This window comes from Burkholderia semiarida (assembly GCF_029268935.1).
GTDB lineage: Bacteria > Pseudomonadota > Gammaproteobacteria > Burkholderiales > Burkholderiaceae > Burkholderia > Burkholderia semiarida.
The window spans coordinates 1,341,438-1,357,740 of sequence record NZ_JAHLCL010000008.1 but is presented as its reverse complement, the minus strand read 5'-3'; the positions used below and the strand labels follow the sequence as shown (position 1 = coordinate 1,357,740).

Genomic DNA, 16,303 nt, shown 5'->3' with positions numbered 1-16,303 from the left:
ACGTGCATGAAAAAGGGGGCGTGCGCTGCCGCTACATCAGGCGCCACGGGCCGCTCGCCGCATTGTCGATCTGCGGCAACGCGTGCGAGCCGGGCAGTTCGTAGTGCCACCATTCGCTGTCGATGTGCGCGAAGCCGGCCGCGTGCATCACGCCGAGCAGCAGCAGCCGGTTGCATTGCACGTGTTCGGGCAATCCCGCGTGAAAATGACCCGACGCGGCGACCATCTCGTCGAAGCCCGTGCCCATGTCGAGCGGCTCGCCGTTCGCGCCGACGAGCGTCAGGTCGAGCGCGGTGCCGCGGCTGTGATTCGAGCCGCGCCCGAGATCGGCGATGAAATTCGGATCGGGCAGGAAGTCCCACAGCACCTGCTGCGCCTGCGGCGGCCGGTAGGCGTCGTAGATGCGCAGCGTGAAGCCGGCCTGCGCGGCGACGTCGACCGCGCGGCGCAATGCGGCTTCGGCCGGCGCCAGCAGCAGGCAGTGCGCGCGGCGGTAGATCGGCTTGCCGGTCAGGTTGCGGTCGGTCGCATAGACGAGATCGATGTCGACGCGATGCGTGGCGGGCGTGATTTCGACGAGGCGGTGATCGTTCATCGGCGGGGCGGCTTCGCTCAGGATTCGAATTGGTCGAACGTGCGCTGCAGTTCGCGGTTGCGCGCGACGCGCCGGTCGATCGCGGGGCCGAGGCGGTCGACCACGGCCGTGATCAGCAGGTTGAACAGGCAGGTGAGCGGTGCGAGCGAATCCCAGAACTGGCCGACGTCGGTTTTCACCTGCAGCAGATCCGCCGGCCATTCGCGCGCCCACGGGCAATACAGATCGGTGACCAGCGCGAACGGCTGCCCGCGCTCGGCGGCCGCCTGGCAATAGCGGCGCGCGCTGCGCGAATACGCGCGCGTGTCGGTGACGATGCAGTACGGCCGTTCGAACTCGGAATTCAGCGAATCGACGTACGAACCCGACTGGCCGTCGGAATAGAACACGCGCGGGCGCAGGTATTCGAGGTAGCTGCTGAATGCGTTGCTGATGCCGCGCGTCGACTGGATGCCGAGGATGAACACGGCGTCGGCATGCGCGATCCGGTCTGCCACCTGCGCGAACACCGGGCCTTCGGCCAGGCGGTACACGTGGCGGATCGCGTCGAGCTCGCGCTCGAGCGACGACGCGAGCGTGCTGCCATTGCTGTTGCTGTCGCGCTCGCCGGCGGTCGTTTGCGTGGCGCTGGCGCGGCGGTACTCGTCGAGCCGGTCGGTGATCATCCACGGGCGATCGCCGCCGCCGCGCAGTTCGCGTTTCAGGTCGTCGAGATTGCGGTAGCCGACGCTGCGCAGGAACCGCCCGACCGAAATGCCGCTGGTGCCGGCTTGCTGCGCGATCTGGTCGGCGGTCTCGAGGCCGAGCCGATCGAGGTTCGCGAGCATGTAGCTCGCGATGCGCTTGGCGGTCGGCGTCAGCTCGGCATAGCGGGACTCGACGGTATGGGCGAACGCGCAGGTCATCGGCTGTTAGATCGTTGTCATTTGATGATTCGATGTCATCTATCTGACAAAACCAAAATCATTGGCGCCAGCGAATAAAAACTATGGCTGGCTCACGATGATAGGGGCGGGGAACACCCGATGAGCGGAGACGGGTGGCCCGCATGACGGATTATTCCTGACAGGCATATTGCGCGTTTATGTTTGACGGGAATAATTTGCGTTTATTTCTCACAGAGATATACTGCATGGATCGTATACCGAGCCCATCCCCGTGAATCTCATCGTCAATACCCCCGTGCAACTGGCTGAAATCCTGTCGTCCGCACGTCAGGCCAAGGGGCTGACGCAAGCCGAAGCGGCGGCGCGCATCGGCGTCGGCCAGTCGCGCCTGTCGTCGCTCGAAACCACTCGCACCGAAAGCCTGTCGCTCAGGCAGTTGCTCGAATTGACCGCGCTGTACGGTCTCGAACTCAGCATCTGCACGAAGGACGGGCGCGACGCTGCCAACGTCGACTGGTAATCGATGGGACGCAAATCGCACGGCCGCGCGCTATCGATCTGGGCCAACGGCGTGCGGGTGGGAATCTGGCGGATTCCCGCGCGCGGCGACATGGAACTGCTGTACGACGCCGGCTGGAAACAGTCGGACGCCGGCCGCCCGTTGTCGCTGTCGCTGCCGTTCGGCGTCGGCGATGCGCCGTTGCGCGGCGAGCGCGTCAATCACTACTTCGACAATCTGCTGCCGGACAGCGATGCAATTCGTCGGCGGCTTGCATCGCGGTTCGGCACGGCGACGATCGAGCCTTTCGATCTGCTCGCCGCGCTCGGCCGGGACTGCGTCGGCGCGGTGCAGTTGCTCGGCGAGGATGAAACCCCGGCAGGCCATGACCGGATCGACGGCACGCCGTTGTCCGACGACGAGGTGGCGCGCGTGCTCGATCAGGCGAGGGGGGCGGTGGGCGGTGCGCAGGACGACGACGATTTCCGCCTGTCGCTGGCCGGCGCGCAGGAAAAGACCGCGCTGCTGTTTCACGACGGGCGATGGATGCGTCCGCATGGCGCGACCCCGACGACGCATATTCTGAAGTTGCCGCTCGGGCTGGTCGGCAACAAGCGTGCGGATCTGACGACATCCGTCGAAAACGAATGGCTGTGCCTCGCGATCCTGCGTGCGTTCGGCCTGCCGACGGCGGAGGCCGACATCGTGCGTTTCGGCGCACACAAGGTGCTGTCGGTCACGCGCTTCGATCGCGCGCTGCATCGTGACGGCGGCTGGCTGTTGCGCTTGCCGCAAGAAGATTTCTGTCAGGCGCTCGGCGTGCCGCCGCATCTGAAATACGAATCGCAGGGTGGCCCCGGGGTGCCCGATCTGGCCGGCATCCTGCGCCGGTCGGAAACGGCGCAGGCCGACCTCGACACGTTGTTCACCGCGTTGGTGGCGTTCTGGATGCTTGCCGCACCGGACGGGCATGCGAAGAACTTCAGTCTGCGCCTGCTGCCGGGCGGCCGCTTCCGTCTGACGCCGCTCTACGACGTGATGTCGATCTGGCCGGTCGAGGGAGATGGCGCGAACCAGTGGTCGTGGCACAAGGCGAAGCTCGCGATGGCGGTGCACGGCAAGCGCAAGCACTACGCGATGCGCGATATCACGCGCCGGCACTTCACTGCGATGGCGGAGCATTGCCTGCTTGGCGATATCGCGACACCGATCGTCGACCGGCTCGTCGCGATGACGCCCCAGGTGATCGAATCGGTCGGCGCGGCGCTGCCGGCCGGATTTCCGGCGAGGATCGCCGAACGCATTCTCGGCGGATTGCGCTTCGCCGCGCAACGACTCGCCGACATGCCGCGGGAGTGACCCGCCCCGGTTCCGCTCCGGGCCGGTGAAAGCCGGCGCATCCGCATTTTTCCGTTCCGGTTTGCGCGCCAGGAAACCCGAATCGATGGCATCGGGCGGCAATCGCGCGGTGCGCATATCGAGCACAGCTTGCCGCCATTTACAGTCTGCTGCATCGCAATAATTACAAAATTAAAGTCGATCAGTTTAACTCATCAATCAAGATTAATAATTCATTTAATTTTTAGATGGTTTTGTATTTAACTTGCGTCACGGGATGTTTGATTTTCGGTAATTCGAAAAAGCGGCAAGTATTCCGTAATGGAAATTCTCTCGATTGCACGAATAAGAGGAAATCATGACGAATCTTTCTCGACGCAAGATGTTGACGAGCACGGCCGGCGCGATTGCCGCCGCGGGCATCGCGGTAACCGCCAAGGCCGCCTCGTTCGGTAATCCGGACAGCCCGCCGGAAGGCGCGGTGAATGCGCGCAACCGCCAGAGCCTGACCGATCCGGGGCCTAAAAATCCGGCCATCGCCAATCAATTCCCGTCCTTTCAGGATCCGCCGGCCACCGATATCAACGGGATGCCGTTATTCTGGGCGTCTTTCAATAATGCGCATAAGCGCATTCAAAATGGCGGATGGGCGCGCGAAGTCACGCAGGACGATTTCGCGATTTCCGAAACCATTTCCGGCGTCAACATGCGCCTGACGCGCGGCGGCATTCGCGAGATGCATTGGCACCAGCAGGCCGAGTGGGCGATCATGCTCGACGGCCGCTGCCGGATCACGGTGCTGGACGAACTCGGGCGGCCGTCGGTGCAGGACGTCAAGACCGGCGACCTCTGGTATTTCCCGCCCGGCCTGCCGCATTCGCTGCAGGGCATCGGCAGCGACGGCGCCGAATTTCTGCTCGCATTCGATAACGGCCGCGCATCGGAATTCAACACGCTGTTGCTGACCGACTGGATCGCGCATACGCCGCCCGACGTGCTTGCGCTGAACTTCGGCGTGCCGTCCGACGCGTTCAGGAACGTGCCGCTCGACAACCTGTGGATCTTCCAGGGCGACGAACCGGGCCCGCTTGCGGACGCGCAGCGCGCGTCGGCCGCGTCGGCCGGCGCGCCGCCGCATCCGTTCGTCTTTTCGCTCGGCGACATGAAACCGGTCAGGAAGACGCGCGGCGGCGAGGTGCGGATCGCGGACAGCACCAACTTCAACGTATCCACGACCGTCGCGGCGGCGCTCGTCACCGTGCACCCGGGCGGCATGCGCGAGTTGCACTGGCACCCGAACGCCGACGAATGGCAGTACTACCTGCAAGGCGAGGCGCGGATGACCGTGTTCGACACGGGGCCGAAGGCGCAGACGGCCGACTTCCGCGCGGGCGACGTCGGCTACGTGAAGAAGAGCCTCGGGCACTACGTGCAGAACACCGGCAAGACCGACCTCGTATTCCTCGAGATCTTCAAGACCGACCGCTATGCGGAGGTGTCGCTGTCCGACTGGCTCGCGCACACGCCGCCGAAGCTCGTCGAAGCGCACCTGAACATCGCGCCGGACGTGATCGCACGGTTTCCGCGCAACCGTCCCGACGTCGTGCCGCTGTGACGCCGCCGGCGTCCTGCCATGGCCGGCACGCGGCATGCTGGTTGTGGCGGGGCGCGATCCCTGAATCAGCCGTCCTCATTAGAACGGAATACTTGCCATGATTCCCGTCCCGAGCAAACCTGCCGGCGGCTTTGCGCTGCCGGGACTGTCCACCGAGCAGACCGACGGCGCGGCGCGTGCCGCGCTGGAAGGGCGCCGCACCGGCGTCGCCGCGTTGCTGCCGTTCGTCGGCCCGGCCGTGATCGCATCGATCGGCTACATGGATCCCGGCAACTTCGCGACCAACATCCAGGCCGGCGCCGCGTACGGCTACCGGCTGCTGTGGGTCGTGCTGGCCGCGAACGCGATCGCGATGCTGTTCCAGGCGATGTCGGCGAAGCTCGGCATCGTGACCGGCCGCAATCTCGCCGAGCTGTGCCGCGACCGCTTCCCCGCGCCGGTCGTGTGGGGCATGTGGGTGGCGTCGGAGATCGCCGCGATGGCGACCGATCTCGCCGAATTCCTCGGCGGCGCGCTCGCGTTCGGGTTGTTGTGCCACCTGTCGCTGTTCGCGGGGATGATCGCGACCGCGTTCGCGACCTGCGCGATCCTCGCGCTCGAAAAACGCGGCTTCCGGCCGCTGGAGGCGGCGATCGCGGCATTGGTCGGCGTGATCGGCGCGTGCTATCTCGGCGAACTGCTGATCGCGCCGCAGGACTGGCATGCGGCCGCGTTCCATCTGGTGGTCCCGCAGATTCCGGATCATGCGGCGCTGACGATCGCGGTCGGCATCATCGGCGCGACGATTATGCCGCACACGCTGTATCTGCATTCGGGCCTCACGCAGGATCGCACCGCGCCGCGCGACGACGCCGAGCGGCGGCGGCTCGTGCGTTTCTCGAACCGCGAGGTCGTGGTCGCGCTCGGGCTCGCCGGGTTCGTGAATCTCGCGATGGTGATGATGGCGTCGTCCGCGTTTCATGCGGCCGCGCCGGGCATGACCGACATCGGCGACGCCTATCACACGCTGATCCCGGTGTTCGGGCCGGCGGCCGGCGCGCTGTTTCTCGTCGCGTTGCTGACGTCGGGCGTGTCGAGCTCGGTGGTCGGCACGATGGCGGGGCAGGTCGTGATGCAGGGCTTCATCCACCGCCGCATGTCGATCTGGGTGCGGCGCGCGGTGACGATCGCGCCCGCGTTCGTGGTGGTGGCATTGGGCTGCGACGTCACGCGCGCGATGGTGGCGAGCCAGGTCGTGTTGAGCTTCGTGCTGCCGATGCCGATGATCGCGCTGCTGCTGCTGTCGGCGCGCACGGACGTGATGGGCGCTTACGCGATGCGGATGCCGCTGCGGATCGTCGCCGGCGCGGCGACGGTCGTGATCGTCGGGCTGAATGCATACCTGGTGTGGGCGGCATTCAATTGAACGGGTGCGGGCGGCCGCCTGCTGCCGCATGTCCGGCGCCCCGCGCGGCCGCCGGATCGCGTGGCACTGCCGGCCGCCGACGCGCGTCGCGGCCAGCGCGGGCGGCCGCGATTACTTCGCGAGCGTGCGGTACGACACGAGGTCGTTGATCGGCCCGATTTCCGGCCCGGTCGCGCCGGGGCGCGTGGCGACCTGCACGACCTTCTCGAACATGATGATGAACGGCGAGTTCGCGAGCACGGCCTTCTGCAGCGCCTCGTAACGCTGCGCGCGCTTCGCGGGCGACGGCTCGACGAGCGCGGCCTCGGTGTCCTTCGTCAGTTGCGGAATGTCCCAGCCGTTGCGCCATGCGAGCATCTTGGTCGGCGACTGGTCCGAGTTGTCCGGATTCCACGCGAAGCCGCGCGCGTTGCTGTTCGGGTCCATGTAGTCGGGCGACCATTCGCCGATGAAGATGTCGTGCTGGCGCGCGCGGTACTTGCCGATCGCCTGCTTCGCGTCGCCCGGGATCAGCTTCACGCGGATGCCCGCCTGCGCGAAGTTCGCCTGCAGCGCCTGCGCGATCTCGAGGTACGGATAGTCGTTCGGCATGTCCATCGTCACGTCGAAACCGTTCGGCAAGCCGGCCTTCGCGAGCAGCGCCTTCGCCTTCGCGACGTCCTGCTTGTACGGCCGCGCGTTCAGCGTGCCCAGGAAGCCTTCGGGCAGGAAGGTCTGATGCACCTTGTACGTCGTGCTGACGATATTGCGCTGGATGCCGTCGTAATCGACGAGCCACTTCATCGCCTGCTGCACGTCGGGCTTCGCGAGGTTCGGGTTCTTCGTGTTCAGGCTCAGGTACAGCAGGGCGGACACCGGCCACGACGCGACCTTGATCTTGCCGGCCTTCGACAGCGCGGCGAGGCTGTCGGGGCTCAGGTTGCGCGCGGCGTCGGCGTCGCCGTTCTCCAGCAGCAGCCGTTGCGCGGAGGCTTCGGGCACGTGGCGCAGCACCACGCGCTTCATCGGGTACGGCGTGCGGTATTTGTCGAAACGCTGCAGCACGATGGTCTCGTTCGGCGTCCACTTGACGAGCTGGTACGGGCCCGAGCCCGCGTCGTTGGTGCGCAGCCAGCCGCTGCCGAGATCGTTGCCTTGCTGGTGCGACAGCAGCAGCTTCTTGTCGAAGACCGATGCCGGGCACGCGCTCAGCACGTTGAGCACGAAGCTCGGCGCGTACTTGCGGTCGGTTTCGAGCGCGACGGTTTGCGGATCGACCACGCGCACCTTCTGCGTCACGTTCGCCTTCGTGAGGCCGAGATCGGCGAGCACGCCGGCCGGCCCCTTGTCGAGCAGGATGGTGCGCTGCAGCGACCACGCGACGTCGTCGGCGGTGACCGGGTTGCCGGAATGGAACGTGAGGCCGGGGCGCAGCTTGAACGTGTAGGTCACGCCGTCGGCGCCGACCGTCCACGATTGCGCGATCTGTCCGTCGAAGCGCGTCGGGTCCTTCAGGTCGACGCGCACCAGCCGCTCGTAGGTGTTCGCGACGTATTCGGACGGCACCAGCTCGTAGATCCCGCTCGGGTCGATGGTCGTGAATTCGCCGAGCTGCGTGGCGACGACGAAGATGCCGGGCGGCGTGGCCGCCTGCGCCGGCAGCGCCGGAACAAGCGCGACGAGCGCGGCGCTGACGAACAGCCGGGACAGCAGGTGCTTCATGCGGGCTCCATCGAAAGGGAATCGTGGTGCGATTCTCTCATCGACGGGCACCCGGATGAAAATATTCGGCACGCGCGCCGGGCGGCGCACAGCGGCGGGCCGGGCGGGCGCCCGGCGCCGGGGGCGTCAGATCGCGCAGCGCGCGATCGCGAAGCGCATCGCTTCCTCGGCCGGCTCGTTGCCGGAGCCACGCACGACCTTGATCACCGAGCCGCTGCCCGACGGCGTCAGCGTGACGAAGTAGGAATTCGAGCCGACGGCGATGTCGGTCACGCCGTTGTGCTGCGATTGCTCGGTGCCCGACAGGCGGCTGTCGAGGCAGTTCGCGACCGCGTAGGCCGGACGTTGCGACGACACGTAGATCATCGGCGCGGCGCCCGAGCCGGCCGAGTCGGACGAGGGCGAGGAACCGCAGGCGGCGAGCAGCGCGGCGGGAAGGAGCAGCAGGAATCGTTTCATGGTCGGCGTCGGGTGTCTCGTGTCGAGGCTGGGGCGCGGGGGGCGAAACGCGAAGCTTCGCGACGAAACCGCCCGGAATCGGGCCGCTTTTGACGGACGACGAGACGGCAGGCGGCTGACGACGGAGTATACCCGCGGCATCCGACGCCGTTGGCGCGTTGAAACGATTCGATACAACACGGGCTCGCTGCCGCATGGGCGCCTGCCGATGGTGCCGCCCTGACAGGCGAGTTCCGCCGTCCGCGCGACGCCGGCGCTGCGTCCCGCGCAACGAATGCCGATCAATGCGCGCCGGCCGCCGCCGCATCGGCATCGCCGCCGCCCGAGCGCACCGGTTTCGTGATCCAGATCAGCGGGATGATCGCGATGAAGATGATCGCCGACACGTAGAAGATGTCGTTCAATCCCATCACGGCCGCCTGCGAATCGACCGATGCATTGAAGAACGCGAGCGCCGAATCGGGGCTCAGGTGCAGCAGGGAACGGGTCGTGTCGAGCTGCTGCGTGAAGACCGGATTGGTGACGCTCGCCTGTTCGGTGAGCCGCACGTGATGCAGGATCGTGCGGTCGTTCCACGCATTGCTGATCAGCGACGTCCCCACCGCGCCGCAGAACGTGCGGCCGAAATTCGACAGGCCGGCCGCGGCCGGAATCTTCTCCGGCGGCAGCCCGGACAGGATGATCGACGTCAGCGGCACGAAGAACATCGCCATCGGAATGCCTTGCAGCAGCGTCGGCAGCACCAGATCCCAGCGCGACACGTCGGTGTAGAACGTCGTGCGCATCATGAACACGACCGCGAAGCCGACGAACGCGAGCGTCGCGATATAGCGCGGATCGGTGCGCGGCAGCAGACGCCCCATGACCGGCGTGAGCAGGATCGCGAACAGCCCGAGCGGCGCGGTGGCGAGCCCCGAATCGACTGCCCGGTAGCCGAGATAGCCCTGCATCCATTGCGGCAGCAGCACGAGCGTGCCGAAGAACATCCCGTACGCGACGGAGATCGCGATCGTGCCGCCCGCGAAGTTGCGCTGCGTGAAGAGCCGCAGGTCGACGATCGGGTTGGCCTCGTTCAGCTCCCACACGAGGAAGAACGCGAAGCCGATCAGCGCGACGATGCCCAGCGCGACGACGACGGGTGAATTGAACCAGTCGAGATCCTTGCCCTTGTCGAGCATGATCTGCAGCGACGCGACCCACAGCACGAGCAGGAGCAGGCCGACCGTATCGATCGGCAGGCGGCGCGTGGCCGATTCGCGATCGCGGAACACGAACCACGTGACGGCCGCCGCGAAGAAGCCGACCGGGATGTTGATGTAGAAGATCCACGACCAGTTGTAGTCGTAGGTGATCCAGCCGCCGAGCGACGGCCCGGCGATCGGGCCGACGAGGGCCGTCATCGACCACAGCGCGAGCGCGGTCGACGACTTCTGCCGCGGCCATGCGCCGAGCAGCAGCGCCTGCGACAGCGGCGCGAGCGGCCCCGCCACCGCGCCTTGCAGGATCCGCGCGGCGAGCAGCGTCGGCAGGTTCGGCGCGATCCCGCACAGCCACGACGCGAACACGAACAGCAGGATCGACGCGACGAACAGGCGTACCTGGCCGAAGCGTTGCGTGAGCCAGCCGGTCAGCGGAATCGATACCGCGTTCGCGGCCGCGAAGATCGTGATCACCCACGTGCCTTCATCGACGGACACGCCGAGGTCGCCCGAGATCGTCGGGATCGCGACGTTCGCGATCGACGAATCGAGCACGTTCATGAACATGGCGAGCGATACCGCGATCGTGCCGATCGCGAGCTTGCCGCCCGACAGCGGTGCCTGGGGTGACGGAGATGACATGGGGTTCCTGCGTGATGGATGAAGGCCATACGGCGCGCGCCGTCCGCCGCGCATGCACGCGACGGGCAGGCGCGCGGCGAAGCGCGAAACCGACGGACGGACGCCGCCCGGCGGTCGGGCGAGCGGCGCCGTCGCGTGCGGCGTACGGTTCGATCGGTGATCGGAATGGCGAAGCCGGGGCCGGCTTCGCGGGGCGGACTATCGCCGGTCAGGAGGGTGCGACGCGCGTGATGCGTCGGCGGGCAGCGGGCACGTGGCTGCCGTCGCGTGTGTGGTCGTTTTTCATCGTCACAGGCTAACCATGCGGAGAACGACGATCAACGCCTGCGCGCTCATTAATTCCTTTCCTGCGTCGCAATAATGTAGTCGACGTGCATCGATTGCCGGCCGTGCGAGGCCGGTTACGGCGCGGTTCGCCAGGTGGCGAACAGTTCCGTCAGAAACTCGACGAACGCACGCACCTTGCTGTCGAGCGTCGCGCGGCGCGGGTAGAGCGCGTGCAACTCGACGTCGTTGGTGCGATGCCAGTCGGGCAGCACGATCTCGAGCTCGTTCCTCGCGAGCTTCCGTGCGGTGAAATGCGTGGAGATCAGCGCAATGCCGCCGCCGCTCGTGGCCTGGCGCAACACCGTCACCGATTCGTTCGAGATCAGCACGGGTTGCACCGGGACGTCGGCCCGATCGCCGTTGGAGTTGCTGAGCCGCAGCGTCAGGCCCGGCGCATCGCGGCCGACGAACAGGATGTCGTGTTGCGCGAGATCGTTCGGCGTGCTCGGCCGCCCGGTGCGATCCAGGTAGGCGGGGCTCGCGGCGAGCTTCGCATGCGACCAGCCGAGCGAGCGCGCGACGTAACCCGAATCGTTCAGCAGACCCGCGCGCAGCGCGACGTCGAAGCCATGCTCGACGAGGTCGAGTGGACTGTTGTCGTAGATCAGCACCAGTTGCACGAGCGGGTAGCGCCGGCGGAATTCGGCGAGCGCCGGTTCGAGCTGGAACAGGCCGATCGCATAGGGCACCAGCACGCGCAGCGTGCCTTCGGGGTCGGTGCGAAGCGTGCGGACCTGGCGGTCCGCGTCGAGCAGGATGTCCTCGGCGCGCAGGCAGCGCTCGTAGTAATCGCGCCCGGCTTCGGTGACCGACACGCGGCGTGTGGTCCGGTACAGCAGTTGCACGCCGAGATCGTCCTCGAGGTGCTTGACCTTGCGGCTCACGCGACTGAGCGGCATGTCGAGTTCCACGGACGCGGCGGTGAAGCTGCCGCGCTCCACTACGCGCAAGAATATTCGGATGCTATCGAGGTCCATACAAATTTGTTACGTGTTCAGCCTGCGCGCATCTTACCGTTGTCGGTCCTGCCTCTGCATTTTCATGTCAGTTGTCCCGATTATTCCGTGCACTGCAATACCGCATTCCGTTTTCCCCGGTAGTGGCGCGTGCCGCACGATCGTATGCTCGACGCATGAAATTTTCCGTCCCCGGCCTGCCGCCGATTGCGGCCATCCGCGCCGCGCTGCGCGATGCGTGGCCCACCTTGCCGCCGGGCGCGCTCGGCTTCGCATTGCGCAATACCGCCGCGTCGTTGCTCGCGCTCCATATCGCGTTCCGCATGAATCTCGACGACCCGATCTGGGCCGCGTCGACCGTGTGGATCGTCGCGCAGGGCAGCCGCGGGATGGGGCTGTCGAAGAGCCAGTACCGGATTCTCGGCACCGCGATCGGTGCGGCCGTGGCGCTCGCGCTGACCAGCGCATTCGCGCAGACGCCGCAATTGTTCCTGCCCGCGCTCGCCGCGTGGATCGGCCTGTGCGCGGGCATCGCGACGTTCCAGCGGAATTTTCGTGCGTATGCGGCGGTGCTCGCGGGCTATACGGCCGCGATCGTCGCGATGGACGCGGTATCCGCGCCGCTGCATGCGTTCGACATCGCGGTCGCGCGGTTTCTGTACGTGGTGGTCGGCATTCTGTGCGGTGCGCTGTTTGAAACGGTCTTCGCGCCGGGCGCGCCGCTGAAGGAGGTCCGCACGCGGCTCGCGCGCTATCTCGACCGCGCGGCGGCGGTCGGCGCGGGCGCGCTGCGCCGCGAGCCGAACGACGCGGCCGTCCACCGGCTGTTCGCGGACGCGCTCGAACTCGATACGGCAGCCGAATATGCGGCGGCTGGCGCACCGCCCGTGCGTAACATGATCGGCCATCTGCGCGTGGCGGCGCTGGGCGTGCTCGCCGCGCAGGCCGCCGGGCAGGCGATCCGCGAGCATGCGGCGCGCAGCGGCGACGCGCCGGAACCGCTCGTCGACGAGGCGGCAAGCGTGCTCGACCGGGTCGCCGTGTCGGGCGACTCGGGGAACGAGATAGTGGCGCTACGCGCGCGCGTGGACGACGCGTTGCGTGTCGAAGCGGCCGTGCCGGCCGGCACGGACACGTCGCGCCTGCTCACGCTCGACCGGCTGTCGGCGCTGCTCGGCGGTTTCGGCCGCGCATTCGCGAGCCAGGCATTGCTCGACCGTCCGGTGCCGCCGCCCGCACGCGTGCGCTATGCGTTCCACCGCGATCCGGTGCTCGCGTGCCACAACGGCGTTCGTGCGTTCATCGCGGTGCTGGCGGCGTCGGCGATCTGGATCTTCACCGCGTGGCCGGCGGGGGGCGGGTTCGTCACGATCACGGCCGTGGTGAGCGCACTGTTCTCGACACGTCCCAATTCGGTGCGGGCGATCGTCGGTTTCCTGAAAGGCACCGCATGCGCGGCGGTCGCGGGCGTCGTCTGCAACTTCGCGCTGCTGCCTGCGGTGTCGGGCTTCGAGATGCTCGCCTACATCCTCGGCGTATTCCTGATCGGCACCGGGATCGCGATGCGCCATCCGCGCACGGCGGCGATGGGCAGCGCGTTCTCGATCTTCTTCTGGAATTTCACGTCGCCGGACAACACGACGCGCATCGGCGATACCGCGTTCCTGAACAGCGCGCTCGCGACGCTGCTCGGTATCGCGTTCGGCGCGCTGATCTTCGCGCTGGTGTTTCCCGGCGATCCCGGCACCAGCCGGCGCCGCCTGCATCGCGCGGTGCGCCGCGATCTGGCCGGGATCGCGCGCGATCCGCGTGCGTGGCCCGCGAGTGCATGGTTGAGCCGCACGGCCGACCGTCTCGCGCGCGAGCTCGGCTTCGCGGGCAGCCTGCCGCAGACGCTGATCGAGCGCGACATGCGCGATCTGCTCGCGATCTGGGGACTCGGCGACAGCCTGCTGTCGCTCGCCGAACTGGCCACGCACGAACCGGCCGTGCGCCGTGCGGCAGCGGTGGTGCGGGGGCGCATCGTTCAGGCGGATTTCGCGCGGCTCGAACACACGTGCGCCGCAGCGGCCCGCGTGTTGCGGCGTCGCGTGGCCGCGCGCGACGGCGACGCCGCGCATGCGTTGCTGAGCGGCGTGGTCCTGCTGCATCGGATCGCGGACGCGGCCGCCGAGCATGGCGGCTTCCTGCGTGGCCGTCGCGATTGGGCGGGGTGGGTCAGGTGACGCGGCAGGGCGGGTCGGGCGTCGCCTCCGCCGGCAGCGGCTCGCGGTTCGGGGCAGGCAGCCTCCGCAGCCGGTGCGCGCGCGGACGAACGATCTTCGCCGCGCTCCGTCAGGCGGCGATCGAGGCCGGCGCGGCCGCGCGATGCAGCAGCACGGGCAGCGACTTCGACGTCGGCGTGTTGCACACGTCGCCGACGCTGTCGAGCGGCACGAGCGGGTTGGTTTCCGGGTAGTACGCGCCGATGCAGCCGCGCGGGATGTCGTACTCGACGAGCAGGAAGCCGTTCGCGCGGCGCTCGATGCCGTCGTGCCACACGGTTTCCATGTCGACCCAGTCGCCGGCCGCAAGGCCCAGCATCGCGAGATCGTCGCGGTTGACGAACACCACGCGGCGCTGGCCGAACACGCCGCGGTAGCGGTCGTCGAGCCCGTAGACGGTCGTGTTGTATTGATCGTGCGAGCGCGTCGTCATCAGCGTCATCAGCCGCTTGCCGTGCAGCGCGCGGGCGCGCTGGATCGGCGTGTCGGTCGGCAGTGCATGCGCGATGAAGTTCGCCTTGCCCGTCGGCGTCAGCCATTCGCGGTCGCGCGACGCCACGCGCAGGTGGAAGCCGCCCGGCCGCGCGATGCGCGTGTTGTAGTCGTAGAAGCCGTCGAGCGTCGCCTCGATCGCGTCGCGGATCTTCGCGTAGTCGTCCTTGTACGCGAGCCAGTCGATCTTGTCGCTGCCGAACAGCGCGTGCGCCATGTGCGCGACGATCGCGGGCTCCGACATCAGGTTCGGCGACGCCGGCTTGTTCATCCCGTACGACACGTGGACCATGCTCATCGAATCCTCGACCGTCACGCCCTGCGCGACGTTGTCCTGCAGGTCGATCTCGGTGCGGCCGAGCGTCGGCAGGATCAGCGCGTCGCGGCCGTGGATCAGATGGCTGCGGTTCAGCTTGGTCGTGATGTGCACGGACAGTTCGCAGCGGCGCATGCCTTCCCACGTGCGCGGCGTGTCGGGCGTCGCCATCGCGAAGTTGCCGCCGAGGCCGATCAGCACCTTCACGCGGCCGTCGAGCATGCCTTCGATCGTTTCGACGACGTCGTAGCCGTGATGGCGCGGCGGTTCGAAACCGAACACGTGGCCGAGCCGGTCGAGGAACGCCTGCGACGGTTTTTCCTCGATGCCGACCGTGCGGTTGCCCTGCACGTTCGAGTGGCCGCGCACCGGGCACAGGCCGGCGCCGGGGCGGCCGATGTTGCCGCGCATCAGCATCAGGTTGGTCAGCATCTGCACCGTCGCGACCGAATGCTTGTGCTGCGTGATGCCCATCCCCCACGTCGCGATCACGCGTTCGCTGCGCGCGTAGCGCTGCGCGAGCGCATCGATCTGCTCGTACGGCACGCCGCTTTCGGCGGTCAGCGCGGCCCAGCTTTCGGCGCGCAGATCGTCGGCGAACGCGTCGAAGCCCGCCGTGTGCTCGCCGATGAACGCGGTGTCGACGACGCGCGGCGCCCCGGCGGCGCGCGCGGCGTCGTCGAGTTCGAGCACGCGCTTGGCCATCCCCTTGATCAGCGCGAAATCGCCGCCGATCGTCGGCTGGATGAACGTCGACGCGATCTTCGTGCCCGACATCGTCAGCATCTCGAGCGGGCTTTGCGGATCGGCGAAGCGTTCGAGGCCGCGCTCCTTCAGCGGGTTGATCGACACGATCGTCGCGCCGCGCTTCGCGCACTCGCGCAGCTCGCCCATCATCCGCGGGTGATTGGTCGCGGGGTTCTGGCCGAAGATCAGCAGCATGTCCGCATGCTCGAAATCGTCGAGCGTGACCGTGCCCTTGCCGACGCCGACCGACGCCGGCAGCCCGCGGCTCGTCGCCTCGTGGCACATGTTCGAGCAGTCGGGGAAGTTGTTCGTGCCGTACAGCCGCACGAACAATTGATAGAGGAACGCGGCTTCGTTGCTTGCGCGGCCGGACGTGTAGAACGCGGCCTGGTTCGGGTCGGGCAGCGCGCGCAGATGGCGCGCGATCAGCGCGAACGCATCGTCCCACGCGATCGGCACGTAGCGATCGGTCCGCGCGTCGTACACCATCGGGTCGGTGAGCCGGCCGTGCTGCTCCAGCTCGAAATCCGACTGTTCGAGCAGTTCGGTCACCGTGTGCGCGGCGAAGAATTCGGGCGTCACGCGCTTGCTCGTCGCTTCCGCGGCCACGGCCTTCACGCCGTTCTCGCAGAATTCGAACGTCGATGCGTGCTGGCGGTCCGGCCACGCACAGCCCGGGCAGTCGAAGCCGTCCGGCTGGTTCTGGCGCAGCAGCGTACGGTAGTTGCCGCCGGCGACCTTTTCCTTGATCAGGTTGATCGTGACGGCTTTCAGCGCGCCCCAGCCGGCGGCCGGGTGGGTGTACGGTTCGATGCGCGCGGTGGCAGATTTCTTTTTCATGATGCCGGGTGTCGGGGTCGA

At 67.3% G+C, this 16,303-nt stretch carries 12 protein-coding genes; 5 read left to right on the top strand and 7 right to left on the bottom strand.

Annotated features, from left to right (window positions below):
- Positions 1–31 precede the first annotated feature (31 nt).
- The gene (gene ddpX, locus KPB06_RS29325) at positions 32–595 is read right to left on the bottom strand and encodes a D-alanyl-D-alanine dipeptidase (protein WP_089465601.1); all 564 of its coding nucleotides are present in this window, start codon (positions 593–595) and stop codon (positions 32–34) included.
- A 17-nt stretch (positions 596–612) separates the two neighbouring features.
- Entirely contained in the window at positions 613–1,500 is an 888-nt protein-coding gene (gene sapR, locus KPB06_RS29320) for a sap1 transcriptional regulator SapR (RefSeq protein ID WP_059584977.1), read from the bottom strand.
- Between the two features lie 253 nt (positions 1,501–1,753).
- On the opposite strand from sapR, the gene KPB06_RS29315 reads away from it, so the two are divergent.
- From KPB06_RS29315 to KPB06_RS29300, 4 genes are all read left to right on the top strand, one after another.
- Positions 1,754–2,002 carry a helix-turn-helix domain-containing protein gene (locus KPB06_RS29315; protein ID WP_089465600.1) on the top strand — a complete coding sequence of 83 codons (249 nt, stop codon included), beginning with the start codon at positions 1,754–1,756 and terminating at the stop codon, positions 2,000–2,002.
- Positions 2,003–2,005: 3 nt separating this feature from the next.
- Complete coding sequence (locus KPB06_RS29310; protein ID WP_275905790.1) at positions 2,006–3,340, top strand: type II toxin-antitoxin system HipA family toxin; 1,335 nt, start codon at positions 2,006–2,008, stop codon at positions 3,338–3,340.
- 337 nt (positions 3,341–3,677) lie between these two features.
- Positions 3,678–4,934, top strand: a complete 1,257-nt coding sequence (locus tag KPB06_RS29305; RefSeq protein WP_059584980.1) for an oxalate decarboxylase family bicupin — start codon at positions 3,678–3,680, stop codon at positions 4,932–4,934.
- A 97-nt stretch (positions 4,935–5,031) separates the two neighbouring features.
- The gene (locus tag KPB06_RS29300) at positions 5,032–6,339 is read left to right on the top strand and encodes an Nramp family divalent metal transporter (protein ID WP_059584981.1); all 1,308 of its coding nucleotides are present in this window, start codon (positions 5,032–5,034) and stop codon (positions 6,337–6,339) included.
- A 111-nt stretch (positions 6,340–6,450) separates the two neighbouring features.
- Here the strand turns inward: KPB06_RS29300 and KPB06_RS29295 are convergent, their stop codons facing one another.
- From KPB06_RS29295 to KPB06_RS29280, 4 genes are all read right to left on the bottom strand, one after another.
- Positions 6,451–8,040: an ABC transporter substrate-binding protein gene (locus tag KPB06_RS29295; RefSeq protein ID WP_059584982.1), complete on the bottom strand. Its 1,590-nt coding sequence runs from the start codon at positions 8,038–8,040 to the stop codon at positions 6,451–6,453.
- A 126-nt stretch (positions 8,041–8,166) separates the two neighbouring features.
- Positions 8,167–8,499 (bottom strand): hypothetical protein, encoded by a 333-nt coding sequence (locus KPB06_RS29290; RefSeq protein ID WP_059584983.1) that lies wholly within the window; start codon positions 8,497–8,499, stop codon positions 8,167–8,169.
- A gap of 281 nt (positions 8,500–8,780) precedes the next feature.
- Positions 8,781–10,340 (bottom strand): DHA2 family efflux MFS transporter permease subunit, encoded by a 1,560-nt coding sequence (locus tag KPB06_RS29285; protein WP_059584984.1) that lies wholly within the window; start codon positions 10,338–10,340, stop codon positions 8,781–8,783.
- 401 nt (positions 10,341–10,741) lie between these two features.
- A complete protein-coding gene (locus KPB06_RS29280) occupies positions 10,742–11,644 on the bottom strand; it encodes a LysR family transcriptional regulator (RefSeq protein WP_059584986.1) in 903 nt (300 codons plus the stop codon).
- Positions 11,645–11,799: 155 nt separating this feature from the next.
- On the opposite strand from KPB06_RS29280, the gene KPB06_RS29275 reads away from it, so the two are divergent.
- The gene (locus KPB06_RS29275) at positions 11,800–13,848 is read left to right on the top strand and encodes an FUSC family protein (RefSeq protein ID WP_275905791.1); all 2,049 of its coding nucleotides are present in this window, start codon (positions 11,800–11,802) and stop codon (positions 13,846–13,848) included.
- 109 nt (positions 13,849–13,957) lie between these two features.
- Here the strand turns inward: KPB06_RS29275 and KPB06_RS29270 are convergent, their stop codons facing one another.
- Entirely contained in the window at positions 13,958–16,282 is a 2,325-nt protein-coding gene (locus KPB06_RS29270; protein ID WP_059584988.1) for an FdhF/YdeP family oxidoreductase, read from the bottom strand.
- Positions 16,283–16,303: the final 21 nt, after the last annotated feature.